This window comes from Kluyvera sp. CHPC 1.2972, assembly GCF_036759925.1.
Taxonomy (GTDB): Bacteria; Pseudomonadota; Gammaproteobacteria; order Enterobacterales; family Enterobacteriaceae; genus Kluyvera.
This window is the reverse complement of sequence record NZ_JAPKIB010000016.1, coordinates 21,351-45,478: the sequence shown is the minus strand read 5'-3', so window position 1 is coordinate 45,478 and position 24,128 is coordinate 21,351. Positions and strand designations below refer to the sequence as shown.

At 54.7% G+C, this 24,128-nt stretch carries 21 protein-coding genes; 8 read left to right on the top strand and 13 right to left on the bottom strand.

The genetic code is table 11. The features are described from left to right. Positions 1 to 31: 31 nt before the first annotated feature. Positions 32 to 2,314: a catecholate siderophore receptor Fiu gene (locus V6944_RS19410; RefSeq protein WP_333500140.1), complete on the bottom strand. Its 2,283-nt coding sequence runs from the start codon at positions 2,312 to 2,314 to the stop codon at positions 32 to 34. A gap of 394 nt (positions 2,315 to 2,708) precedes the next feature. Between V6944_RS19410 and V6944_RS19405 the strand changes: the two genes are divergently transcribed. Beyond that, positions 2,709 to 3,200, top strand: a complete 492-nt coding sequence (locus V6944_RS19405; protein ID WP_333500139.1) for an REP-associated tyrosine transposase — start codon at positions 2,709 to 2,711, stop codon at positions 3,198 to 3,200. Between the two features lie 88 nt (positions 3,201 to 3,288). On the opposite strand, the gene V6944_RS19400 is transcribed toward V6944_RS19405, so the two are convergent. Then, positions 3,289 to 3,909 carry a flavin reductase family protein gene (locus V6944_RS19400; protein ID WP_333500138.1) on the bottom strand — a complete coding sequence of 207 codons (621 nt, stop codon included), beginning with the start codon at positions 3,907 to 3,909 and terminating at the stop codon, positions 3,289 to 3,291. A gap of 96 nt (positions 3,910 to 4,005) precedes the next feature. On the opposite strand from V6944_RS19400, the gene rlmF reads away from it, so the two are divergent. Further along, the gene (rlmF, locus tag V6944_RS19395; protein ID WP_333500137.1) at positions 4,006 to 4,932 is read left to right on the top strand and encodes a 23S rRNA (adenine(1618)-N(6))-methyltransferase RlmF; all 927 of its coding nucleotides are present in this window, start codon (positions 4,006 to 4,008) and stop codon (positions 4,930 to 4,932) included. Between the two features lie 42 nt (positions 4,933 to 4,974). On the opposite strand, the gene glnQ is transcribed toward rlmF, so the two are convergent. From glnQ to rhtA, 5 genes are all read right to left on the bottom strand, one after another. Next, positions 4,975 to 5,697 (bottom strand): glutamine ABC transporter ATP-binding protein GlnQ, encoded by a 723-nt coding sequence (gene glnQ / locus V6944_RS19390; RefSeq protein ID WP_185666689.1) that lies wholly within the window; start codon positions 5,695 to 5,697, stop codon positions 4,975 to 4,977. Beyond that, complete coding sequence (gene glnP, locus V6944_RS19385) at positions 5,694 to 6,353, bottom strand: glutamine ABC transporter permease GlnP (RefSeq protein ID WP_185666688.1); 660 nt, start codon at positions 6,351 to 6,353, stop codon at positions 5,694 to 5,696. The genes glnQ and glnP overlap by 4 nt, the downstream gene beginning before the upstream one ends. A 120-nt stretch (positions 6,354 to 6,473) precedes the next feature. Further along, positions 6,474 to 7,220, bottom strand: a complete 747-nt coding sequence (gene glnH, locus V6944_RS19380) for a glutamine ABC transporter substrate-binding protein GlnH (RefSeq protein WP_185666687.1) — start codon at positions 7,218 to 7,220, stop codon at positions 6,474 to 6,476. A 363-nt stretch (positions 7,221 to 7,583) separates the two neighbouring features. Next, entirely contained in the window at positions 7,584 to 8,087 is a 504-nt protein-coding gene (gene dps / locus V6944_RS19375; protein WP_333500136.1) for a DNA starvation/stationary phase protection protein Dps, read from the bottom strand. Between the two features lie 291 nt (positions 8,088 to 8,378). Continuing rightward, on the bottom strand, positions 8,379 to 9,266 hold the full coding sequence (gene rhtA, locus V6944_RS19370) for a threonine/homoserine exporter RhtA (RefSeq protein WP_333500135.1): 888 nt from the start codon (positions 9,264 to 9,266) through the stop codon (positions 8,379 to 8,381). Between the two features lie 353 nt (positions 9,267 to 9,619). On the opposite strand from rhtA, the gene ompX reads away from it, so the two are divergent. Further along, positions 9,620 to 10,132, top strand: coding sequence for an outer membrane protein OmpX (ompX, locus tag V6944_RS19365; protein ID WP_333500134.1), 513 nt, complete (start codon positions 9,620 to 9,622; stop codon positions 10,130 to 10,132). Positions 10,133 to 10,196: 64 nt separating this feature from the next. On the opposite strand, the gene V6944_RS19360 is transcribed toward ompX, so the two are convergent. From V6944_RS19360 to mntS, 3 genes are all read right to left on the bottom strand, one after another. Further along, complete coding sequence (locus tag V6944_RS19360; RefSeq protein ID WP_333500175.1) at positions 10,197 to 11,150, bottom strand: nickel/cobalt transporter; 954 nt, start codon at positions 11,148 to 11,150, stop codon at positions 10,197 to 10,199. A gap of 117 nt (positions 11,151 to 11,267) precedes the next feature. After that, positions 11,268 to 12,872, bottom strand: coding sequence for a phosphoethanolamine transferase (locus V6944_RS19355; RefSeq protein ID WP_333500133.1), 1,605 nt, complete (start codon positions 12,870 to 12,872; stop codon positions 11,268 to 11,270). A 257-nt stretch (positions 12,873 to 13,129) separates the two neighbouring features. Further along, positions 13,130 to 13,255 carry a manganase accumulation protein MntS gene (gene mntS, locus V6944_RS19350; RefSeq protein ID WP_333495866.1) on the bottom strand — a complete coding sequence of 42 codons (126 nt, stop codon included), beginning with the start codon at positions 13,253 to 13,255 and terminating at the stop codon, positions 13,130 to 13,132. 181 nt (positions 13,256 to 13,436) lie between these two features. On the opposite strand from mntS, the gene mntR reads away from it, so the two are divergent. The 4 genes from mntR (at position 13,437) to V6944_RS19330 (ending at position 17,293) form a co-directional block, all read left to right on the top strand. Continuing rightward, entirely contained in the window at positions 13,437 to 13,910 is a 474-nt protein-coding gene (mntR, locus tag V6944_RS19345; RefSeq protein ID WP_185666682.1) for a manganese-binding transcriptional regulator MntR, read from the top strand. Beyond that, a complete protein-coding gene (locus V6944_RS19340) occupies positions 13,907 to 15,019 on the top strand; it encodes an anion transporter (RefSeq protein WP_333500132.1) in 1,113 nt (370 codons plus the stop codon). Before mntR ends, V6944_RS19340 begins: the two co-directional genes overlap by 4 nt. Positions 15,020 to 15,184: 165 nt before the next feature. Next, positions 15,185 to 16,561 carry a glycoside hydrolase family 1 protein gene (locus tag V6944_RS19335; protein WP_333500131.1) on the top strand — a complete coding sequence of 459 codons (1,377 nt, stop codon included), beginning with the start codon at positions 15,185 to 15,187 and terminating at the stop codon, positions 16,559 to 16,561. 15 nt (positions 16,562 to 16,576) lie between these two features. Then, positions 16,577 to 17,293 (top strand): GntR family transcriptional regulator, encoded by a 717-nt coding sequence (locus V6944_RS19330; RefSeq protein ID WP_333500130.1) that lies wholly within the window; start codon positions 16,577 to 16,579, stop codon positions 17,291 to 17,293. Between the two features lie 45 nt (positions 17,294 to 17,338). Here V6944_RS19330 and ldtB read toward each other — a convergent pair whose 3' ends face one another. Beyond that, positions 17,339 to 18,259 (bottom strand): L,D-transpeptidase, encoded by a 921-nt coding sequence (ldtB, locus tag V6944_RS19325; protein WP_220438663.1) that lies wholly within the window; start codon positions 18,257 to 18,259, stop codon positions 17,339 to 17,341. Between the two features lie 218 nt (positions 18,260 to 18,477). Here ldtB and V6944_RS19320 point away from each other — a divergent pair, with 218 nt between their 5' ends. Continuing rightward, complete coding sequence (locus tag V6944_RS19320) at positions 18,478 to 20,070, top strand: ABC-F family ATPase (protein ID WP_185666678.1); 1,593 nt, start codon at positions 18,478 to 18,480, stop codon at positions 20,068 to 20,070. A gap of 106 nt (positions 20,071 to 20,176) precedes the next feature. Here V6944_RS19320 and V6944_RS19315 read toward each other — a convergent pair whose 3' ends face one another. Further along, positions 20,177 to 22,537: a glycoside hydrolase family 31 protein gene (locus V6944_RS19315; protein ID WP_333500129.1), complete on the bottom strand. Its 2,361-nt coding sequence runs from the start codon at positions 22,535 to 22,537 to the stop codon at positions 20,177 to 20,179. Between the two features lie 14 nt (positions 22,538 to 22,551). Beyond that, positions 22,552 to 23,853 carry an MFS transporter gene (locus V6944_RS19310; protein WP_333500128.1) on the bottom strand — a complete coding sequence of 434 codons (1,302 nt, stop codon included), beginning with the start codon at positions 23,851 to 23,853 and terminating at the stop codon, positions 22,552 to 22,554. Between the last annotated feature and the right edge of the window lie 275 nt (positions 23,854 to 24,128).

The window sequence follows — 24,128 nt, the reverse complement described above, 5'->3', positions numbered from 1 at the left end:
AAAAAGTGGGGCTTGCGCCCCACGATGATACTTAGAAGTGTACGTTAGCCGTTAACACGAAGGTTCTCGGCTCACCCGGATGATAGCGATAGCCGCTCTTGTTGATCGAGGCAACATAGTTGGTATCAAACAGGTTGTAGGCGTTCAACTGCAGGTCGAGCGTGCTGTTCACGCGGTAGCCAATCTTGGCATCGGCAACCCAGTAACTGTCGGTAGAGTCCGGCGTGCCAACGGCACCGTCTTTGCCGCGATGCATGCTACCAATATAGCGTGCGCCCGCGCCGACAGAAATGGCATCGGTTGCCTGGTACTGGCTCCACAGGGTGAAGGCATGCTCCGGCGTGTACGGCAGTGAGGATGAGCCGTCCTGAGTGACATCAGCACCCTGCTTGATGGTCGCACGCTGCTGTGTGAAGCCGCCAATGACCTGCCACTCAGGAGTAATGTTCCCGGCTACGGAGATCTCATAGCCTTCTACGCGTTTGGTGCCGTACTGCGAGTAGGTGCCGTCGTCGTTGGCCTCAACGTCGTTTTCAATATCGGTACGGAACAACGCTGCCGACAATAGCAGGCGCTTATCCAACAGTTCCCACTTGGTGCCCGCTTCGCTGGTTTTGGCCTTCTGCGGCTTAAAGTCGGTACGGTTGGCGCTGTTACCTGTACCGCCAGCGGCCAGCGCGAAGTTGCTGCCGCCCGGAGGCTGCTGGGAGATAGCGTAGTTGACGTAGACGTTGCCGTTTTGCGCCAGGTGATACAGCGCTCCCGTTTTCCAGTTGACCAGATTACCCGATTTTGTTGCATCGACGGTGGTGACTGGGCTGTTTTTGGCCACGCCCGCCGGGCAGGCAATTGCGCCGCGTCCCGTACCGCCACACAGTGAGGCGCTGTCATATTCGGTGTGATAGCTATCCAGGCGAATACCGCCGTTCAGCTCGAAATCACGGGTAATTTGCAGCGTGTCGAACGCGTAGACGCCAAAGGTATCGGTCTGACCGTTAGCGTTAGCGCCGCTGCGGTTCAGGCTGCCGATGTTGACGTTACTGTTCGGGTTATACAGATTCACCACCGGGGCGGTTATCGGATAGACGCCGTAGTTGGTCTGCTGCTCGTGGGTAAACTCGACGCCGGTGCTGATATCGTGGCCGATAGCGCCGGTATAGAACTTCGAGGTCAGGTTGGTCTGGTTGGTCAGGATCTTGTTGCTCACGTCTTTGGTGTTGACGTTGCGCGTCCAGGTCCAGGTGCCGACATCATTAGGGTTTGGTTGACCGATGTTAGTGGCTCCACCCATCACCGCCGTCATCAGATAGTCCTGCTTAATCTGTGACCAGCGGGTGGTGTTACGGAGGGTGGTGGTGTCGTTGAAGTCATGCTCGAAACGCATCGTCACCGTATCGGTGGTGGAGTCGTCGTAATCTGAGTTGGTACCGTAGAAGTTGTGCGTATCTACCTTGCCCGAGCTATTGAGCGCCGATGTCGCCGCGTTTGGTGCGGAGTAACCTGGCAGGCCCACGGTTGGCACACCGCCATCCGGCGTGTTGTGCTGGGTGACGTGCAGATAGTTCAGATACAGGCGGTTTTGTGTGCCGAGGCCAAAAGCAATGGACGGGGCAATACCGTAACGTTCGTTTTTCACGTTATCACGCCCGGCGTCGTGGGTTTTTTCCCCCATCAGATTTAAACGCACGGCGGTGGTGTCGCCGATGGCTTCGTTCAGGTCCAGCGTGCCGCGGCGATACCATGCGCTGCCGACGCTTGCTGAAGCATCGATACCGGAGTCCAGACGCGGCTGCTTGCTGATCATGTTGATTGAGCCCGTCGGCGCGCTGCGGCCATAGTCTGAACCAGACGCGCCTTTAATCACTTCTACCTGTTCGGTGTTGAAGGTGTCACGCGTCACGCTGCCGATATCACGAACGCCATCGATGTAGATACTGTTCGACGTATCCGCACCGCGCATATAGATGGTATCGCCGGTCGATGAACTGCCGTTTTCACCCGCAAAGAATGCGCCCACGCCCGGCACGTTTTTCAGCGCGTCGGTCAGGTTGGTAGCACCCTGATCCTTAAGAACCTGCTCGGAAATTACCGTCACGGTACGCGTGGTGTCGGCAATCGGACGGCTGAATTTCGGGTCGGCTGATTTTGTCGGGGCATATAGCGATGGGGCTTGCGCTTCAACAACCAGCGTATCTCCCTGGCCTTTTTCTTTACTGTCCGCGGCTTGGGCAGCAGGCGTCAGGCCAATGCACAGTCCGGTAAAGAAGGTAAGCGAGCCAAAGCTGCTGAATGGGGTAGTGCGATTTTTATCCATATCAATGAGCGTCTTATAATTTTTAAAAGCGATGTTAAAGATGACAACCGGGCACACCTTGTCCCCTTTGCCACTGCAGGTTGCTTAATGTTTTTTTAAATGATGTTGATAATGATTGTGAGAAGCATTATCAAAACGCGTAACTTTTTATCACTCATTGAGCTAAAAATAAATACATTGCTTTACAGTTTCTTCATTTTTTATACATAAAGATTACACATTGAGGGGGCTCTCGGGCGACAGGTTTGTAGCCCGGACGAGGCGTTTACGCCGACTCCGGGGCGGCTCGGCGATAAAATTTGCGTGCCGCTTTCCACAAGCAAAACTGATGATTTGCGCCATATCGTGTTGGGGATTACGTTGCTGCGAGTGTCTTACGCAAGGAGCAATGACAATGGTTCACTACCGTCGATCCGCCATTCCTGGAGGTATTCTGTTCTTCACTGCCAATCTGCGAAACCGCCGCAGCGACCTGCTTACCCGGCACATCGATCTGCTACGGCAAGCGGTTGCTGACGTTCAACGCGTGCAACCCTTCATCATCAACGCCTGGGTGGTGCTACCTGAGCACATGCACTGCATCTGGACGCTACCGCCGGGTGATAATGATTTTTCCCAGCGTTGGCTTGGGCTTAAACGACATTTCACCCAGCCTTTGAGAATGCGGGAAATATGGCAACCTCGCTTTTGGGAGCACACCTTACGCGATGAAACGGACTACAGACGGCACGTTGACTACTGCTATTTCAACCCGGTGAAGCATGGATGGGTGGCATCCGTTAAAGAATGGCCGTATTCCTCGTTTCATCGGGATGTGCGACGCGGACTGTATCCTGCTGGTTGGGGCGGAAATGTTGGTGAGATGGATGTGGGAGAGAGGCGGTGACAATTTCCCGGAGTCGCTGCGCTCGCCCGGGCTACATATCGAACGTAGCCCGGGCGAGGCGTTTACGCCGACCCCGGGGAGGTATTGCTCAGGCCTGACGCGCATCCGGGCGGATTAAGTCAAACCGATGACGCTCATCAATGGTGTAATAGGCCGACGGGCCACCGGCGCGGAGCACCGGCTGCGCTTTGGCGGTTTGGTAGATACCGTTTTCCAGCAGCGATTCGTCAATGTGAATGCCGACCACTTCGCCCAGCACCAGCCAGGTATCGACGGTGGTACCGTCCGCACCGGTGAGCTGAATGCACTGCGACAGGCGGCACTCGAAGTTAACCGGGCTTTCAGCTACGCGAGGCGCTTTCACCAATCGGCTGTCTATGGCCGTGAGCCCGGCGCGGGCAAACTCATCCTCGCCGTGCGGCAGCGTGGCGGAGGTTTCGTTCATTGCGATGGCTAAATCGCGCGTGGTCAGATTCCAGACGAACGCTTTGGTTTCGACAATATTCTGCACGCTATCTTTCCAGCCGCTGCTGGCGAAACCGATGATCGGTGGGCGATAGTTAAAGCAGTTAAAAAAGCTGTAGGGCGCAAGATTGCGCCGCCCCTGCGGGTCGACGGAGGAAATCCAGCCGATAGGTCGTGGCCCGACGATGGCATTGAGCGGGTCGTGAGGCAGCCCATGTCCGTGGGAAGGCTCATAAAAATACATAGCGCACCTGTTATTTAGAAGCAGGAATCCAGACTCCCTTATTTACCGCACCGTCGTCAACGGGTATCTTACGCCGCATTACGACAGGAGAAAGTCATGAGTACCCAAAAACCGGGTTTACACCCGCGTAACCGTCATCATAGTCGCTACGATCTCGAAGCGCTGTGCCAGGCCGTCCCTGCACTGCGCGATTTTATTACCCTCAGCCCAGCGGGCGAGCAGACCATCAACTTCGCTGACCCGCTGGCGGTGAAGACGCTGAACAAAGCGCTGCTGGCGCATTTCTACGCGGTCAAAGAGTGGGATATTCCGGAAGGATTCCTCTGCCCACCGGTACCGGGACGCGCGGATTATATCCACCACCTGGGTGACCTGCTCAGCGATGAGAGCGGCAATGTAGTAAAAGGGGCCAATATCCTGGATATCGGCGTCGGCGCGAACTGTATCTATCCGCTGATTGGCGCGCATGAATACGGCTGGCGCTTCACCGGCAGCGAAACGCATGCTGAGGCGTTTGCCAGCGCACAGGCTATTCTGAGCGCGAACCCGTCGCTGAACCGCATGATCCGTCTGCGTCGCCAGAAAGATACGACAGCGATGTTCAACGGCGTGATCCACAAAAATGAACAGTACGATGCCACCCTGTGTAACCCGCCATTCCACGATTCGGCAGCAGCAGCACGTGCAGGCAGCGAGCGTAAGCGTCGTAACCTGGGTCAGGACCGTGACGACGCGCTGAACTTTGGTGGCCAGCAGCAGGAGCTGTGGTGTGAAGGCGGGGAAGTGGCCTTTATCAAACAGATGATTGCAGAGAGCAAAGGTTTTGCTCGTCAGGTGATGTGGTTTACATCGCTGGTATCCAAAGGCGAAAACCTGCCGCCGCTGTACCGTGCGTTAACCGACGTGGGGGCGGTGAAGGTCGTCAAAAAAGAGATGGCGCAGGGGCAGAAGCAGAGTCGCTTTATCGCCTGGTCGTTTATGGATGACGAACAGCGTCGTCGTTTCCTGGCGCGCAAACGCTAAGAAAAAACGCCGTTTATCCCAAGGGAATAAACGGCGTTAGCATCAGGAGACGTGCTGCAGGAACTCTTGCAGACGCTGGCTTGGTGGATTCTTCACCAGCTCCTGCGGGTTGCCATCCTCGGCAATCCGGCCTTTATCAATAAAGATCAGGCGAGACGCCACTTTCTCGGCAAAACCGATTTCATGGGTCACGATGACCATCGTCATGCCTTCTTCCGCCAGATCCTGCATCACCTTCAGCACTTCGTGGCGCAGTTCCGGGTCGAGCGCCGATGTAGGCTCATCAAACAGCATCATCTTCGGTTTCACCGCCAGCGCACGGGCAATCGCCACGCGCTGTTGCTGGCCGCCGGACAGCTCAGAAGGGTAGTGATGGGCGCGCTCGGCAAGGCCGACCTTCGCCAGCAGATCTTTGGCCAGCGTCTCCGCGGCGGCTTTATTAAGACCACGCACGCGGGTTGGGCCAAACATCACATTTTCCAGCGCCGTCAGGTGCGGGAACAGATAAAACTGCTGGAACACCATACCCGCTTCCTGGCGGATCAGGCGTTCGTCCACTTTCGGGTCGTTGACCTTCAGACCATCGACGATCAGGTCACCGCTGGTTATCTCTTCCAGCTTGTTAATGCAGCGCAGCAGCGTCGATTTACCGGAACCGGATGGCCCGATAATCACCACGACTTCACCCTGCTTGACGTTGAGATCGATGTTATGCAGCACCTGGGTTTGCCCAAAGTGCTTAGAGACGTTTTTAAATTCAATCACAGGATTTTCATCCTTCTTTCAAGAACGCGGAGAACGATGTTGAGTACCTGCGTGATAATGAGGTAGATAACGCCAACAGCGGTCCAGATTTCCAGTGCGCGGAAGTTCCCGGCGATAATTTCCTGACCGCTGCGGGTCAGCTCAGCGGCACCGATAACGATAAACAGCGAGGTATCTTTGATGCTGATGATGAGCTGGTTGCCGAGCGCGGGCAGCATGCGGCGCAGGGCCAGCGGCATAATCACGTGACGAATGGTTTCGCGACGGGAAAGACCGAGCGCGAGACCGGCTTCGCTGAAACCTTTATGGATCGACAGCACCGAGCCACGGGTGATTTCGGCAATGTAGGCGCCGGAGTTGATCATGATGGTGATCACCGCTGCGGTGAACGTGTCGATGCGAATATCCGGGAAGGCCATCGGCAGGGCGAAGTAGATATACATCACCTGCACGACGATCGGCGTACCGCGGATCACTTCAATGAATACGAGGGCAATGTGGTTAGCAATCCAGCCGCCGTAGGTGCGGGCCAGGCCCGCCAGCAGACCGATAATAATACCGCCCGCCAGGCCGAGGATCGAAATCCACAGAGTCATTTTGGCGCCGTCCAACAAAATTGGAATGGCTGGCCAGATGACGCTCCAGTCAAACTGCATGATGTATTCCTGTATACCGTGGTGAAAATAAAAAATGAGTCAACGTGTGCTGACTAAAATTGTAGGCCCGGTAAGCGCAAGCGCCACCGGGCGTTACAGAACCTGATAAGTCAGGTGGGTTTATTTAGGTTCAGTGCCGAACCATTTTTTGTAGATTTCGTTATAGGTGCCGTTCTCGCGCAGCGTTTTCAGCGCGCCGTTAACTTTGGTGCGCAGCTCGTCGTTGCCTTTAGAGAACGCAATACCGTACTGCTGCGCTTCCAGAGATTCGCCTACCGCTTTGAACTGACCGTTACCGGCAGTTTTGATGAAGTAGAGAATGTTTGGCGTATCGTGCAGCACCGCGTCAGCACGGTTGGTGCCTAATTCCATGTACGCGTTATCGATGTTCGGGAACTGACGCAGGTCTTTGGTTTTGATGTTGGCTTTCGCGTAATCAACAGAACCGGTACCGCTCTTCACGGCAACCACTTTGCCGTCGAGATCTTTCACGCTTTTAATGTCGTTGTTGTTGGCTTTCACCATCACCAGCAGGCCGCTTTTGTAGTAGCCGTCGGAGAAGTCGACCGCTTTTTTACGTTCGTCGGTAATGGTAATGCCTGCCAGCGCCAGGTCGATATTTTTGGTCTGCAGCGCTGGGATAATGCCGCTAAAGTCCATTGGCTTCAGGGTGTAATCCAGCTTCAGTTCTTTCGCAATCGCGGCCCACAGATCGATATCAAAGCCGACGTACTTGTCGCCTTGTTTGAATTCAAACGGAACGAACGCCGTGTCCGTTGCCACAACCAGTTGCTTGTCTGCAGCATGAGAAGAAACTGCAAAAGCCAGGGTGAGTGCAGCCAGTGAAACTTTAAACATAGACTTCATAGCATTTCCTTTTATATCCACGGGGCGATCCCCAGCGAGAACAATCGGTATATGAAAAAATCGTGCCAACATTACAATTCATTGTTTATCAACAAATAATGCTTTTGGCTTTGCACAATTTCGGCAGGATAAATGTCCATATGCACCATAAAGGGGCACCAAAGTAGTGCGTGAAAAAGATGTTGTTAAGTATGGTGATTTTTAGCGCAAACGCAGGGGAGAAAACAATCTTTTATTAACGATTGTGCGAGGTGATTATTACAATTGATTTACTTTGGCGGGGTTTATAACCGTTATGATGCACTTTTTTGGTGCGAAAGCCTTCCCGTCGGGCGACGGGAAGGAGACCGGTTTTACTTAAGGTTATTCAATATTCGCTTCGATGAACCACAGGAATTTATCAAGATCGCGAGATGCAGCGGTGAAAATGTCCGCCGTATCTTCATCTTTTGCCTCGCTAATAGCTTTACGCACGTCGTTAGCCACGATGGCATAACGTTCGGCCAGCGCTTTCAGGTGATCCTGCACGCTGGTGATATCCAGCGGATAGCTTTTCAGCGGAGTCTGGGCGTTGATAACCTGAGTGGTACCAAGCGCAATACCGCCAAGCTGCACGGCGCGTTCTGCCATGGTGTCCAGATGATCGGTCAACGAGGTACGGAAGCCGTCGAGCATTTCATGAACGGCGATAAAGTTGGCGCCACGCATGTTCCAGTGTGCCTGTTTGGTAATCAATGACAGATCGATAAACTGCAGAACCTGACGATTGAGTAACGCAACGGTCGCCTGTTTTTCGCTATCCGGAACATCGTTACGCGTATAGAGCAGATGGGCATTTTTCGTTTTAACCAGTTTTGCAGTACTCATAATCATATATCCTCTTGATCTGATACACCTATAAAGTTGTGTGTATCTGCGTCCTCATGAATTAACGAAAACAAGTATAGCACCGTCACCGAAACGGTATTTTCTGATTCTGCCTATAGGTTTGATAGTGATGATGATAGGTTGGGTATTTTTGTTTTAAAACAATGGCTTATTATTTTAATGGTCAGGCGATAATATTTTTGCGGCTATTTTATTGCTATGAAATAAAAAGTTATGCAATTGCTCGGGGTTATTATGCATAGTGGCGTGCACTATGCATAATATAAAAACCTAGCCGACATCGACCTCTTTAATTTTACTTTCCTGTCGCATGGTCAGCGTTGAGCCCATCGAGGCAATAATAATGGCGCCCAGCGCCAACGTCTGACTGAAGGTCAGCAGCTCGCCCAGAAAAACCATCCCGGAGAGGGCGGCCAGCGCCGGTTCCATGCTCATCAGTGTCCCGAAGGTGCGGGTAGGTAAACGCGTCAGGGCAATCATCTCCAGCGAGTAGGGCAGTGCGGTAGAGAGCACGGCAATGGCAAGCCCCAGCGGTAATATCGACCAATGCCACAGCGCGTCCGTTGCCTGAAAAGCCCCCAGCGGTACAAACACGATGGCCGCAATCAGCGAGCCCATGGCCACCGTTGCCGGGCCATGCTCTTCACCGGCACGTCGCCCGCTCAGAATATACACCGCCCAGCCCGCACCGGCACCCAGCGCCAGCAGTGCGCCGGTTAAATCGACGTGCGCCACATCCTGGCCCAGCGGTAGCAGGAACCACAGACCGGCGACCGCCAGAATCACCCAGATAAAGTCGACCGGGCGGCGCGAGGAAAAGAGTGCCACCGCCAGCGGGCCGGTAAACTCCAGCGCCACCGCGATACCCAGCGGAATGCGCTGCAAAGATAGATAGAAGAGGTAGTTCATGGCGCCAAGCGAAAGGCCATAAAAGAGCAGCGGCAGTCGCTGTTCTTTGGCAAAGCGCAGTCGCCAGGGCTTAAACACTACGACGAGAATTAATGTGCCTAAGGCCAGACGCAGCGCGGTAACGCCGGGAGCACCGATCAGCGGAAACAATGATTTAGCCAGCGAAGCACCGCTCTGGATAGAGACCATTGAGATAAGAATAACGAGTATGGGTAACCATGATGGTACCTTGCGGGGTGTGCCGGGCATCTTCTTCCTGTCAGCTTTTGTCAAAAGAGGTAAAACCGGCAGTGTAATTGAAATAGTCGGCTACGGTTGAGGGATTGTTGAAAAAAAAGCGTCATGGAAGGGGTAGAATTTCTTCAGTTGAGGACATTTTGGCCGATCAAACCAGGAATAATCTGGAAAAATTAACCTGGATTTTACCGACGTAGAGATAAGACTTAAGGTAAAAACGTGTGGTTAATGAAAGGGATAGTGATGCATGGAAACAAAGTTTTACATCATAAATGCCCTTAGACAGCATTAGGCCGAAAGAGTTTCTTAACAATTTTTGATATATTTAAAACTTAGGATTTATTAGAAGCACATTTGAGGTGGTTATGAAAAAAATTGCATGTCTTTCAGCACTGGCCGCTGTACTGGCTATCTCCGCAGGTACTGCCGTAGCTGCAACTTCTACCGTTACTGGTGGTTACGCTCAGAGCGATATGCAGGGCGTTGCTAACAAAGCGGGCGGTTTCAACCTGAAATACCGCTACGAAGCAGACAACAGCCCACTGGGTGTGATCGGCTCCTTCACCTACACGTCTAAGAGCGACACTCAGAACGACTTCTACACCAAAGGTCAGTACTACGGCATCACTGCTGGTCCTGCTTACCGCATCAACGACTGGGCGAGCATCTACGGCGTAGTCGGTGTTGGTTACGGTAAAGCACAGTACAACCAGTTCCCAGAAAACAACAACAGCACCAGCGACTACGGTTTCTCTTACGGTGCTGGTCTGCAGTTCAACCCGATCGAGAACGTCGCTCTGGACGTATCCTACGAGCAGTCTCGCATTCGTAGCGTTGACGTAGGTACCTGGATCGTGGGTGCAGGTTACCGCTTCTAATCACTTCGGTGATGTAAAAAAGGGGTCTTGATGACCCCTTTTTTTATGCCTGTTGTACCGCAGACTAGCAGCCTGCTGCGATGTAATCCCCGTTAGCGCTGATAGGAATGACCGTTAAAAATAGCACGGTCGCAAAGAGAATCAGCATCACCCCTCCGGCCACTTTAATCGCTGGCATTACCCAACTCTGCCCCGTCGCGCCGCCAAAAAAGGCGACCGTTCGTTCGCGTGCATAGCGTACGGCAAGCGATAGCCCAAGAATGGACAGTGCTGTACCGAAGGCCATTGTCATCACTGCCGCAATCCCCCAACTGACAATACCAAGCGCATTGGCGAACATCAGAATCATAATGGCGCCGCTGCATGGTCGAGCGCCGATCGCCAGAATCACCCCCAGACGGGTTTTCCAGTCACTTTTTGTCAGCGCGGCTCCCACGCCGTGGTGCCCGCAGCCACACTGTTCATCGTGCTGGTGCAATGGTTTGAGCGATGAGATTGTCATTTTGCGCGGGCGCAGGCTTTTCAGCGCCTGATAGATAACGAACAGCCCAAATGCGCCAATCATGACCGCGCTGATTTTCTCAACGTACCAACGGCTGGTGCTGAGATCGCCGGAGGCCAGGTTAAAGCCCACCGCCAGAATAAAGACAAACAGAATCGCGCTGATGCCCTGCATCAGGCTGCCGATAAAGGGCACCACGCGGGCGGCCACCAGGCTTTCATGGTTGGTGCTGAGATAGGTGGTGACAATAAACTTGCCGTGTCCAGGCCCAACGGCGTGCAGCACGCCATAAAAAAATGCGCCGGTTAACAGCCATAACCCGCCGCTGTATTCGTGGTTATTGAGCTGCAGCAAATACATCACCAGATAGCGGTGCAGGGTGATTTGCGTCGCCAGACACCACTGGATAAAGGCGTTCCAGTGAGTGTGCAGACTGAATGCGGTAGCGAGTAAGAGCAACAACATTAGTCCGGCGGTAGGAATACGCCAGTCGCGCGTAAGACGTTGTGCGATCATCATCAGGCTCGCGGTGAGAGGAGTTGAGAACAGTATAGTAATGCAGAGTCTGGCGGGTTTGCTATCCGCCCGCAGGACTTCACGGCGGGCGGATAGCAAGATCAGGGAAGGAACGAATTAGCTTTTGGGATCAAACAGATCGGTTTTCAGCGTGTCGTAATCCACTTTTTGTAACTGGAAGTTGGTGATGTAGACCTTTCCCGCTTTCTGCGAGGAGACAAAGCGGTACTTCGGCACGATCTCCTGGGTCTGGATCCCCGTCCACTGCGAGAAGAAGCTCAGGAAGTCGTTAGCGGAACGGCGCGCCTTGATGACGTTGTGCTTTTTGTCATCACTGGACAGCACCATAAACGGCACCTGGAAGTTTTGCTGGTACTTATCATCATGCGCCAGATACTGCACCGCTTTACCGCGTTCTTTAAACGCCAGCCCGTGGTCAGAGAAATAGACCATCGAGAAGCTGTCGGTATTGCGACGCAGCTGATCGTACAGTTGGCTAAGCAAGCTGTCGGTTTGCGTCATAGTGTAGAGGTAGCATGATGTTTCTTTTGACTGCACAAACTGCGCATATTTGCCCTGGGTGCGGTCGCAGGCCTGCGGGTGTGAGCCCATCAGGTGCAACACAATCAGCTGCGGCTGGCTGCGGGCGGTCGACAGAACCTGCGCGGTCATTTTCAGCAGCGCTTCATCGCGGGTATTTTTGTCCGCTTCGAAATCACCGTTTTTCAGGAAGTGCACCTCATCGGCGCGTTTGGCGATACTGGCAATCGCTGTATCGTATTCGCCAATCTGCCCCTGGTTGGAGAACCACCAGGTTTGGAAGCCCGCGCGGTTGGCGAGGGTGACGAAGTTATCCTGGTACAACGGTTTACCATCCACCACGCGGTTCAGGGTCAGCCCCAGCGATTTCTGCGTTGAGCCGCTGGCAGCAATATAGTTGGTGAACAGGTTGCCGTTTACTGAACTGGCAAACGGTGTGTTGTCCCAATGGCCGCCAAATGCACCCAGCGCATCACGGCGCGCGCTTTCGCCAATCACCACCACGTAGGTGTGATATTTCGGCTTCACGGCGAGCACGTTCCAGGTGTCTTTCATATTGGAAAGCTCAGCCATGCGCTGCTGCTCGTCAATCACCTCGTTGTTGTTCACAATAATGTCTTTAACGAAGCGGAAGGCTGGGTAGCCGCTATCTCTCAGTTTAAAGCCCCAACCGGTCATCTGGTTTTGAATCGGCTGGACGAAGAACACGCCGATGCAGAACACCAGGCACAGCGTTTCCATCACGCCCCAACGCTTTTTATCCGTGACTTTGCGACGAACGGCAATGACCCCGAGTGCGAAAATAAACAGGCCAACGAGGTAGCTGTACCACGGGAAGATGGTGAAGATTTCCGTCGACTCTTCGACGTTGGTGGAGTGCAGCGCCAGCAGGGTGTTGAAGTTCGGCGCGCCGTAGGCCTGGCTAAAGGGAAAATAGAGCGCGGCGACGAGTGAGTATACCCCTAGCATCACCCTTTGAACTGTGGGTGCTGTTCGCCAGAGCAAATGTAATACACACGTAAAGGCTACGGCGTACATGAGATCCCACCCGCAGTCAGCAAGTCGCGTGAAGGAGTAACCCAGCGCCAGGTTAATCAGGATCGATTGTAAAAAATAAAATCCCGTCCACGGGCTCAGGGCAAGCCCACGTGCAGCGAGGGTTTCTTTCAGGGTTAGGTTCATAGATAGCAACTATAAAAACGCCATGCGCATCCCCTGGCGTCAAGGGGTCTTTATTGGCCAGACAATGCGTAACGAGGGGGAAGCAAAGTTCAGGGCTGCGCAAAGATAAAGCGAGCTTATTATCGGGTCAACTACTGATAACGAATTGTTTTGGGAGGGAGATTGCAAAACCAGAAAATAACCGGGGTTTTTGGGCGAAATAGAGTAGCTTGCCACCGAATTGTGACGGAAAGATGAAGCGGCGATGCGCTCGCCGCTTAGTGGGACTGAGAGTCCTGCTGCGGTTTATTGTTGAACAGGTCGCACAGCATACCGATCAACATTAACCGGACTTTAAAAGGAGAATGACTAAACACGCTGATACACCTCTTGAATTCGTTCATGGTTCCTCCTGCGATTTGGCCCGTCAATCCGTGATGAGCGTTTGCATTACATACAGATATAGCACAGGCTATATTTTATAGCTATGGCTAAAACGTTAAATTTTTGTGCTTGGGTCACAATCCATTACAATGGGCTCACTTGATATGACGCGTTCAGGCGTCACGCAGATGAGGAAGTGTTATGAGCCGCCGCGCAGGTACGCCAACAACAAAAAAAGCGACGCAGCTGGTTAACGTTGAAGAGCACGTCGAAGGGTTCCGTCAGGTGCGTGAAGCGCATCGCCGGGAGCTGATTGATGACTATGTTGAGCTAATTTCTGATTTAATCCGCGAAGTAGGGGAAGCGCGACAGGTGGATATGGCCGCCCGTCTTGGCGTCTCGCAGCCGACGGTGGCTAAAATGCTTAAACGTCTTGCTGGCGTAGGGCTGATTGAACAGATCCCATGGCGTGGTGTATTCCTGACGCCGGAAGGAGAAAAACTGGCGCAGGAGAGCCGCGAGCGTCATCAGGTGGTGGAGAACTTCCTGCTGGTGCTGGGCGTCAGCGCCGACACCGCCCGCCGCGACGCGGAAGGCATTGAACACCATGTCAGCGAAGAGACGCTGGACATGTTCCGCCAGTTTACCCAGAAACACGGGCAATACGTGGAATGAACCTCCCTTTTATACGGTCGCTCGCCCGCGACCGTTTTCTGCATCTGCTGATTATCGTCGGCATACTGCTGAGCTTTTTCGTGCCCTTCACGCCATCACGCTGGCCTGCGGCCATTGATTGGCACACCATCATTACCCTGAGCGGCCTGATGCTGCTGACCAAAGGGGTAGAACAGAGCGGTTATTTTGATGTCCTCGGGCGCAAAATGGCGCGTCGCTTCGCCTCCGAGCGGCAGCTGGCGCTGTTTATGGTGCTGGCGGCGGCGCTGCTCTCAACGTTTCTCACCAACGACGTGGCGCTGTTTATCGTGGTGCCGCTGACCTTAACGCTGAAAAAATGGTGTGCGTTGCCGATTAATCGGCTGATTATTTTCGAAGCGCTGGCGGTCAACGCCGGGTCGCTGCTAACGCCTATTGGTAACCCGCAGAACATCCTGTTGTGGGGGCGTTCTGGCCTGTCGTTCCCGGCGTTTACCCTGCAAATGCTGCCATTGGCGCTGGCGATGATGGCTACGCTGCTGGCGCTGTGCTGGTGTTGCTTCCCGGCGAAAAAGCTGCAGTTTCAGAGCAGTGATATCACACCGACCTGGCAGCCGCGCCTGGTGTGGAGCTGCCTGGTGTTCTACCTTGTCTTTCTGACCGCACTCGAAATAAAGCAGGAGCTATGGGGTTTAGCGATCGTGGCCGCCGGATTTTTGATCCTGGCGCGACGCGTCGTGTTCGGTGTGGACTGGACGCTGCTGCTGGTGTTTATGGCGATGTTTATCGACGTACACCTGCTGACCCAACTTCCCGCGCTGTATCAGGTGTTGAGCGGGGTGAGCGGGTTGTCTGATGCGCCGCTCTGGCTTACGGCGATTGGGCTGTCACAGGTTATCAGTAACGTCCCATCAACCATCCTGCTGCTCAACTACGTGCCGCCGTCGCTGCTGCTGGCATGGGCGGTAAACGTCGGTGGCTTCGGGTTGCTGCCCGGCTCGCTGGCGAACCTGATTGCCCTGCGTATGGCGGCGGACCGACGCATCTGGTGGCGCTTCCACCTGTACTCTATTCCGATGCTGCTATGGGCGGCGGCGGTGGGGTATGGGTTGCTGTTGATCCTCCGCTGATCTTTCCCCGGCGGCGCTTCGCTTGGCCGGGCTACATTTGAAGCGCCGCCGGGAAAAAACCTCTCCGACTCACAAAAAACGATCTTCAGGGTTGCGCGCTTTTTCTTCTTTGCGTTATATGACTAGTCATGAAATTTAAATGACTAGTCATATAGGAGCCGAACCATGAAACCATCACTGCCCGCCAACTTCCTTTGGGGCAACTCTGTTTCCAGCATGCAGACCGAAGGCGCCTGGAATGAAGGCGGTAAGGGGATGTCGGTATACGATATTCGCGAACCGAAAGAGTTCGCCTCTGATTGGAAAGTGGCGACGGATTCTTATCATCGCTATGAAGAAGATTTCGATTTAATGAAAGACCTGGGCATGAACTGCTACCGCTTCCAGATTGCCTGGAGTCGCGTGTGCCCAACCGGCGACGGCGAGTTCAACGAAGAGGGCCTTGCCTTCTACGATCGTTTTATCGATGCCCTGATTGAACGCGGCATTGAGCCGATGATCTGCCTGTACCATTTCGATATGCCGCTGGCGATGGCGGAAAAATACAACGGCTTTACCGACCGTCGCGTGATGGACGCGTTTATCCGCTACGGCAAAAAAGTGATCGACTGCTTCGGCGACAAGGTGACCTGGTGGCTGACCTTTAACGAGCAGAATCTCTACCATATGCCGGAAACGTTCCTGATCTCCGGCTATATGCGCGGCGACAAAACCCTGCGCGAGCTTTATGAAATTCAGCACCACGTGATGATGGCCCACGCGCATCTCACCAATTACTTGCACGAGACCAAACCGGGCAAGCTGATGGGCGGGATGCTGGCGCATGCTCAGGTTTATCCGGCCACCTGTAAGCCGCGCGATGTGTTCTGTGCCCAGCAACTGGATGAGTTCTTCAACCAGAACCTGTTGCGCGCTTTTGCGGGTGAGGGCTATAGCCCGGAAGTAATACACTTCGTTAAGCAGTCCGGCTTTGACGACATCTACCGCGAGGAAGACCTGGCGGTGCTGGCGACCATGAAAAACGATTACATGGCCTTCAGCTACTACGCCAGCCGTACCCTCAACAGCGACGCTATTCCGGAAGGCACGGCGGTGAACAACTATATGCTGTTTGGCGACACGCCAAACCCGCACCTGAAAGCCACGGAGTGGAACTGGCAGATAGACCCGCTCGGTTTTCGCAGTATTATTACGCGCTATTACAATGACTGGCGTCTGCCGGTATTCCCGATTGAGAACGGCATTGGGGTGATCGAATCCTGGGACGGCGAACATATCATCGAAGATGACTATCGTATTGCCTATCACCGTGACCATATCAACGCCATGAAAGCGGCGATGTTTGAAGATGGCGCGCAGGTCATTGGCTATCTTGGCTGGGGACTGATTGATATTCTGAGCTCGCAGGGCGATATGCGTAAACGTTACGGCGTGGTCTACGTCAACCGTGAAAACCACGATTTAAAAGACCTCAAGCGTGTGCCGAAGAAAAGCTATGAATGGCTGAAAAAGGCGATTCATAGCAACGGCGAAGAGATGTAATAACAGGAGTGGTTCATGGCGGCGAAATACATCGCGATAGCGCGGGAAATTAAAAAACGGATTATCAGTCGGCAGTATTCCGCCTCTGAACCATTGCCCGACCAGTTTGCGCTGGCGGCGGAGTTCGGTACCAGCCGGATGACCATTCAGCAGGCCATGCGCCAGCTGATCGTCGAAGGGCTGGTGTATACCCGTCAGGGTCAGGGCACGTTTGTGCGTAAGAATTTCCTGCAGCTTTCCCAGTGGGACGTTCCCGGCGCCGACTACTCCGGGGCCACTGAAACCTGGGAGCATCTTGGCACCGTGGAAAGTCAGGTCATTCGCTTTGAACTGCGCTTTCCTACGGAAAAAGAGCAGGCTTCACTGCTGGTTAACGCCGATGCGCCGGTCTATGACTTTGTCCGTCTGCGTTTGCTCAACGGCGAGCCGCTGTCGCTGGATATGACCGTGATGCCGGTGTCGCTGGTGCCGGGGTTAAGCAAAACGCATCTCGAAAGTTCGGTGTTTCGCTATGTGCAGGAAAGCCTGGGTCTGAAGATGATGGGATCGTATCGGGTGGTGCGGGCCATTAAACCCGATACGCTCGATCAGCTGCACCTAAGCTGTGAGCCCGGCGACCCGGTGCTGGAGGTGGAGCAGGTTATCTACCTGGATGACGGCACGCCGCTGGAGTACGCGCACTGCCACTATCGCTACGACCATGGCGGTATAGTTATAGTAAATAACGGATAAAAAAATGGCGGGTGATTAACCCGCCATTTTTATGTCGTCAGGCAATTAGTTCAGACGAACTGGCATACCGGAACGGTTTTTAACCGCCTGGTCAACGATGCTTTGGTCAACGTCAGCCTGGCTGGTCACGCTCTGCACCGCTTTAGTCAGCACAACCGGAACGGTTTCGCCGCCTTCAAACTGCGCTTCGGTGGTAGACAGCGGGTTGTGAACTTCCATAAAGCGGCTGCCGTCTGGTTCGGTGGTCACTTTCACAGGCTCATCAATGAACTGTACGCGAGTACCGACCGGCACGTTCTGGAACAGGAATTTGATGTCTTCGTTACGCAGACGAACGCAGCCGTGGCTTACGCGCAGTCCAATACCGAAGTTGGCGTTGGTGCCGTGGATAGCGTACAGACGGCCGATATACAGCGCGTACAGACCCATCGGGTTATCCGGGCCAGCAGGAACGACGGCTGGCAGCGGGTTACCGGCTGCGGCATATTCAGCGTGCATTTTCGCCGTTGGGGTCCAGGTTGGGCCCGCTTTCTTACGTTCTACCTTGGTGGTCCAGTTGATAGGCGTATCTTTGCCCAACTGACCGATACCGATTGGCAGCACGATGACGGTATTGGTGCCTTTCGGATAGTAGTACAGACGCATTTCTGCGCTGTTAATTACGATACCTTCATGCACGGTGTCCGGCAGGATCAGCTGCTGAGGAATGTTCAGCACGCTACCGCCTTTCGGCAGGTAGGTATCCACGCCAGGGTTAGCTTCCAGCATGTTAGACAGACCCATCTGGTACTGGGCCGCGAAGTATTCCAGCGGTTGCTTATTGTCTTCAGGAATGGTGATGACCTGATTCTGACCGACAATGCGGCTTCCATCGGTTGGCAGCGGATAGGTTACCGCCGATGCCGAATTACAGAAGCCTACGACAGCAAGCGCCGCAGCGAAAAGCGTAGTTAATTTCATGTTCATGTTGTGCGAGGTATCAGTGCCATTACAGCGGTTGTTTGAGAATTCAGACTGTTGGTAGGAGCGCATTATATGTGCATTCCTCCCCGCAGGGAATTCGGATGTGTACGAAATCACATTTTTTTCACTTGAGTTACAGTTTAGTCACTGGCGAAGGCGGGCGCTTTTTATTCCCAATTGTGGCAGAATAGGCGGTTTGTCACATTCTTCAGGATACTCCCGTGTTAGTTACCAGCAACGTTACCATGCAGTTCGGCAGTAAGCCGCTGTTCGAAAACATCTCCGTGAAATTTGGCGGCGGCAACCGTTACGGCCTGATTGGCGCAAACGGGAGCGGCAAATCTACCTTTATGAAAATCCTCGGCGGCGACTTAGAGCCAACGCTGGGCAACGTTTCCCTCGATCCGAACGAACGCATCGGTAAGCTGCGTCAGGATCAGTTCGCCTTCGAAGAGTACTCCGTACTCGACACCGTCATCATGGGTCACGGCGAGCTGTGGGAAGTGAAACAAGAGCGCGACCGCATCTATGGTCTGGCGGAAATGAGCGAAGAAGACGGCTACAAAGTGGCCGACCTCGAAGTGCTCTACGGCGAAATGGACGGTTACTCTGCGGAATCACGCGCAGGCGAACTGCTGCTGGGCGTGGGCATTCCGCTGGAGCAGCACTACGGCCTGATGAGCGAAGTGGCTCCGGGTTGGAAACTCCGTGTGCTGCTGGCGCAGGCGCTGTTCTCTAATCCAGACATTCTGTTGCTCGATGAACCGACGAACAACCTGGACATCGACACCATCCGCTGGCTGGAGCAGACGCTGAACGAACGCGACAGCACCATGATCATCATTTCGCACGACCGTCACTTCCTGAACATGGTCTGCACCCACATGGCTGACCTCGACTACGGTGAACTGCGCGTGTACGCCGGTAACTACGACGAGTACATGACCGCAGCGACTCAGGCGCGTGAACGTCTGCTGGCCGATAACGCCAAGAAAAAAGCGCAGATTGCTGACCTGCAGTCGTTCGTTAGCCGCTTTAGCGCCAACGCCTCTAAATCCCGTCAGGCGACCTCTCGTGCCCGTCAGATTGACAAAATCAAGCTCGACGAAGTGAAAGCCTCCAGCCGTCAGAACCCGTTCATCCGTTTCGAACAGGAGAAGAAACTGTTCCGTAACGCGCTGGAAGTCGAAGCGCTGACCAAAGGTTTTGATAACGGCCCGCTGTTTAAAAACTTCAACCTGATGATGGAAGTGGGCGAGAAGATCGCCATTATCGGTGCCAACGGCGTCGGTAAATCCACCATGCTGAAAACCCTGGTTGGTGAACTGGCACCGGATAGCGGTACCGTAAAATGGTCCGAGAACGCCAGCATTGGTTATTACGCGCAGGATCACGCCGAAGATTTCGATAACGATCTCTCCGTGTTTGACTGGATGAGCCAGTGGAAACAGGAAGGCGACGACGAGCAGGTGGTGCGTGGCTTCCTCGGCCGTCTGCTGTTCAGCCAGGACGATATCAAGAAGCCGGCGAAAGTACTGTCCGGTGGTGAGAAGGGTCGTATGCTGTTCGGTAAGCTGATGATGCAGAAACCAAACATTCTGGTGATGGATGAACCAACCAACCACCTGGATATGGAATCGATCGAATCACTGAACATGGCGCTGGAAATGTATCAGGGCACCCTGATCTTCGTTTCCCACGACCGTGAGTTTGTGAGCTCGCTGGCGACCCGCGTGATTGAAATTACCCCAGAGCGCGTGGTGGACTTCAGCGGCAACTACGAAGATTACCTGCGCAGCAAAGGCGTGGAGTAATCTGTTCGTCGGCGCCATCCCGGCGTCGCGATGCTCGGCCGGGCTACAATAAACGTAGCCCGGCCGAGGCGTTTACGCCGACGCCGGGGACTCTCCGGCGCTGGTATTACTGCCATTCATTTCCTTCTTTTCCGTTAATCAGTAGCCGACGTTTTTCCCCTTCCGGCAGCGTTACCTTCAACGCCTTCCATGCCGGACGATAATCGCCGCGCGCATTGACCTTCAGATCAATGGTACTGCCGGTGCAGACCATCTCCCACTCCAGCCACAGCGCGTTGCCCTGCTGGTATCCCCAGGACTCGCCGTCATCCTCGAACAGCATACCGGACGTGCTGCCCACGCCTTTCAGCGGGTACAGCTTCAGCTCGCGTTGCGTATCTTCGGCGGCGTTAACAAAGGTAATGCGTTCGCTCATTGGGATACCGGCCCCGGCGCGTACCAGTAGCGGCAGCTTCTCCAGTGGCGCATCGACCGTTATCCACTGACCGCCGCTGAACCACTCGCTGGTGTAAAAATCGTACCAGCCGGTCTCGTTATCCGGCAGCCAGACGCGGCGCTCGCGCTCGCCTGCTTCGACGACGCTGGCGACCAGAATATCGCGGCCGAGCAGGAAATCATCGCACTCCGCAAACGTCTGTTCATCGTGCTCGTGGTCGAGGAACGTTGGGCGCAGCATCGGTTCGTCGTCGGCGTGCGCCTGCCACAGCAGGGTGTAGAAGTAGGGCAGCAGGCGGTAGCGTAGTTCAATGGCGCTGCGGATGGCTGGCGTGATGGCAGGGTACATCCACGGTTCGTTGACGGTATGGTCATCGTTCCAGGAGTGGATGGTAAAGCGCGGGTGCATCACGCCGTTTTGTACCCAGCGTACAAACAGTTCCGGATCGGGTTTATCACCGGAGAAACCGCCGACGTCATGACCGAGGTTGTAGAGGCCAGACAGGCTCATGCCCAGCCCCATGCGGGTGTTGTAGCGCAGGGTATCCCAGTTGGTGCGGTTATCGCCGCTCCAGGTCTGCACGTAGCGCTGCATCCCGGCGCAGCCGGAGCGGGAAATCAGGTACGGGCGCTTGTTCGGCGCAAAGCGCTGCTGGGCTTCCATTGAGGCACGAATCATCAGCAGCGGCATCACCGGACGAATATGCTTGATGGCAATCTCTTTGCCGAAGCCGTGGCAGCGCGCTTCGCCGTCCCAGACTTCAAACTCGTTGTTATCGTTCCAGGTGGAGTCGATGCCCATCTCCAGCAGCTGGCCGGTGACGCCGTTCTGCCACCAGGTCACGGTCTGTGGGTTGGTGAAGTCGAGGTGTGAACCTTCGTCATCCCAGAAGCTGGAACGTTCCGGGCCGTCGCTTTCGGAATCGCGAATAAACAGCGCCTGTTCTGCCACTTCGCCGTAGCGCGGGTGATCCTGCAGCAGGCACGGCTTGATGTTCGCCGCCAGATGCAGCCCGGCGTCGTGGAACGCCTGGCTCATCACCTTCGGCTGCGGCACCTTGTCGTAGTTCCAGTTGAACACGTAGCGCTTGCCGTTAATCGAGGTATAGCCGGAAGAGAGTTGGAACGAGTCGCACGGAATCGCATGTTCGTCGCATAGACGAATAAAGTTCATCAACTGATTTTGCGCGTCCGGCGCGTCGGTGTAGTGCATGGTGGAACCGCTGTAGCCGAGGCTCCATTTTGGCCCGAACAGCGTTTTACCGGTTAAGCGGACGAAGGCTTTGGTCACGTCGAGCACGCGTTCACCGGTGAACAGGTAGTAGTCGATATCCCCGGCCTCGGCCTGCCAGCGGCGGTAGGCGGTGTGGTAGTTGTCGATCTCGTTGCCGAGGTCCAGCCAGCAGCTGCTGAGGTTGTCGTAGAACAGCCCGAAACTCACGTCATCGCGGCGGGTGATGGTAAACGGAATATGTTTGTACAGCGGGTCGGTGCTGACCGCGTTATAGCCCATCGCATCGAGGTTGCGCATCTCATAGCGTTTGCCGGTGCGCTGCAGGTCGCCCGCTTTATCGCCGAGGCCATAAAAACGTTCGTCCTTGCGGCGGCTCTGGTAGTGCGCCACGCCGTCGCCGTGGGCGTTGACCAGGTAGGCGCTAGTCGGGCGGTCATTCACCAGCGGCTGCCACTCGCCCTCGGCGTTACGGTAATGCCATTCGATCCACAGCGGCTGGTGGACGGTAGCACGCAGGGATTCGGTCGCCACCGTCACGGTGTCGTCCTGCTGGCTCAACGTCCAGGCCGGTAGGGTAAAACCGCTGAGATCCTCACGGTCACGTCCTTCCCACGGCACATCCTGCGCTGGCGCGATACTCCAGGTGCGGTCCAGCGCCAGCTCGCCTTTGCGTTTTAACAGCACGCGGAACAGATTCTCCTCCAGCACGTACAGGCACAGCTTGTGCTGGCCGTCGACCAGCAGCTCGACGTGATGGGTTGACTGTTTTTGCAGGGTCCAGTTTTTCAGCGTTTTCATATCTACATCCACTCTCAGGCGCGTTTTGCGCGGCGTTCAGCAATAAAGGAAACCAGGAAGATGGCGCCAATCAGGTCGAAGAAGCCCATGGCGATAAACAGCGGGTTGAAGCCGATTTTGTCGGCGGTCACCCCGATAATCAGGGAAAAGATGAAGCTCGCGATCCACGCGGCGGATCCACGCATGCCGTTCACGGTTGCCATCTGGCCCTTATCGAACGACTCCACCACCAGGGCACTCAACATGCAGGAGATGATCTGGTGGCCGAAGCCGCCAATCGACATCAGCACCACGGCGACGATAGGATCTTTGGTCAGTGCGACCACGGCGAGTGACACCATCAGGAACGCGCCGGTCACGGAGCTTGCCACGGTGGAGTTGACGCGTGAGCAGCCAAACAGACGGACATACAGGCGGGTTAAGTAACCGCTGGCGGCGCTGCCGAGGTCGGCGGCGAGGAACGGCAGCCAGGCGAATAGGGCGATCTGCTTGAGATCCATGTTGTACTGTTTGGCGAAGTAGAGCGGCATCCAGAAGCTGAATACGGCCCAGGCCGGTTCCGCCATAAATGCGGGAATCGCGATGCCGTAGAAGCGTTTGTTTTTGCCGACGGTTTTCAACGCGGTGAGGAACGGCAGCTTGACCGGCGGCGCTTCGTTATCCTGGCGGATATAGTCCAGTTCGGCCTTGCCCAGGTTCGGGTGTTTGTCCGGGTTATGGTAGAACACCCACCACAGCACCACCCACGCCGCGGCCAGTACGCCGGTAAACATAAATGCGCCCTGCCAGCCAAAGGAGGCGTGGGCAAAGTAGATAATCGGCGGCGCCAGCATTGCGCCGATAGAAAAACCTACGCCCGCCCATCCTGCCGCCACCGGGCGCTCGGATTTCGGGAACCACTCGCCAATCGTCTTGGCGTTTGCTGGGGTTGCCGCCGCTTCCGCGCCCCCCATAAAGAAGCGCAGCATTGCCAGATGCACCCAGTTACCGGCTCCCGCATGCAGCAGGCAGGCCAATGCCCACAGACTGGCGCAGATCATAAAGCCCAGCTTGAGGCCAATCACGTCAATCAGCCAGCCGCATAGTGGCTGGAACAGGGTGTAGGCAATCTGGAACGCCCCGACAATCCACGAGTACTGTTCAGTGGTGATCCCAAGGCTGGTTTTCAGCTCCGGGGCCAGAATACCCAGCGAGTTGCGGGTGATGTAGTTGACGGTGACACCGAGTAAAAAGAGGACCAGCATCCACCAGCGCAGATTCTTCACTACGCGGCGCGTTTTGCTGACGGCCATATCATTATTGATACCCTGGCTCATAGGGTTCTCCACAGGATGGTATAGGGGACGGTGCGCCAACTGCGTGGGGGGAGTTGTCACACCACTTTTATTAACGTTTTGATTGTTATCGTTTTTGTTTTTGTTCACTTCCACCGTTCTTGTATGGAAGTTGTTCTACCAATTCACAGTAGGAGACAATAAAAGCGGGGGAAAGCGGGTTTTGTGCACGTTTTTTCATAACTGGCTGATATAGATTACGTACAAGCATTCAAATCCCGTCAGCGTGCGGTTTTTATGTCATGAAAATTCTTTCA

Excerpts from the sequence above, each read along its gene's own strand:
- V6944_RS19315 (WP_333500129.1), bottom strand. The coding sequence starts at position 22,537 with ATGAAAACGCTGAAAAACTGGACCCTGCAAAAACAGTCAACCCATCAC.
- V6944_RS19340 (WP_333500132.1), top strand. The coding sequence starts at position 13,907 with ATGAACCTCCCTTTTATACGGTCGCTCGCCCGCGACCGTTTTCTGCAT.
- mntS (WP_333495866.1), bottom strand. The coding sequence starts at position 13,255 with ATGAACGAATTCAAGAGGTGTATCAGCGTGTTTAGTCATTCTCCTTTT.
- mntR (WP_185666682.1), top strand. The coding sequence starts at position 13,437 with ATGAGCCGCCGCGCAGGTACGCCAACAACAAAAAAAGCGACGCAGCTG.
- glnP (WP_185666688.1), bottom strand. The coding sequence starts at position 6,353 with ATGCAGTTTGACTGGAGCGTCATCTGGCCAGCCATTCCAATTTTGTTG.
- dps (WP_333500136.1), bottom strand. The coding sequence starts at position 8,087 with ATGAGTACTGCAAAACTGGTTAAAACGAAAAATGCCCATCTGCTCTAT.
- V6944_RS19360 (WP_333500175.1), bottom strand. The coding sequence starts at position 11,150 with ATGATCGCACAACGTCTTACGCGCGACTGGCGTATTCCTACCGCCGGA.
- V6944_RS19400 (WP_333500138.1), bottom strand. The coding sequence starts at position 3,909 with ATGTATTTTTATGAGCCTTCCCACGGACATGGGCTGCCTCACGACCCG.
- V6944_RS19310 (WP_333500128.1), bottom strand. The coding sequence starts at position 23,853 with ATGAGCCAGGGTATCAATAATGATATGGCCGTCAGCAAAACGCGCCGC.
- rhtA (WP_333500135.1), bottom strand. The coding sequence starts at position 9,266 with ATGCCCGGCACACCCCGCAAGGTACCATCATGGTTACCCATACTCGTT.
- V6944_RS19405 (WP_333500139.1), top strand. The coding sequence starts at position 2,709 with ATGGTTCACTACCGTCGATCCGCCATTCCTGGAGGTATTCTGTTCTTC.
- V6944_RS19335 (WP_333500131.1), top strand. The coding sequence starts at position 15,185 with ATGAAACCATCACTGCCCGCCAACTTCCTTTGGGGCAACTCTGTTTCC.
- glnH (WP_185666687.1), bottom strand. The coding sequence starts at position 7,220 with ATGAAGTCTATGTTTAAAGTTTCACTGGCTGCACTCACCCTGGCTTTT.
- ldtB (WP_220438663.1), bottom strand. The coding sequence starts at position 18,259 with ATGAACATGAAATTAACTACGCTTTTCGCTGCGGCGCTTGCTGTCGTA.
- V6944_RS19330 (WP_333500130.1), top strand. The coding sequence starts at position 16,577 with ATGGCGGCGAAATACATCGCGATAGCGCGGGAAATTAAAAAACGGATT.
- rlmF (WP_333500137.1), top strand. The coding sequence starts at position 4,006 with ATGAGTACCCAAAAACCGGGTTTACACCCGCGTAACCGTCATCATAGT.
- V6944_RS19355 (WP_333500133.1), bottom strand. The coding sequence starts at position 12,872 with ATGAACCTAACCCTGAAAGAAACCCTCGCTGCACGTGGGCTTGCCCTG.
- ompX (WP_333500134.1), top strand. The coding sequence starts at position 9,620 with ATGAAAAAAATTGCATGTCTTTCAGCACTGGCCGCTGTACTGGCTATC.
- V6944_RS19410 (WP_333500140.1), bottom strand. The coding sequence starts at position 2,314 with ATGGATAAAAATCGCACTACCCCATTCAGCAGCTTTGGCTCGCTTACC.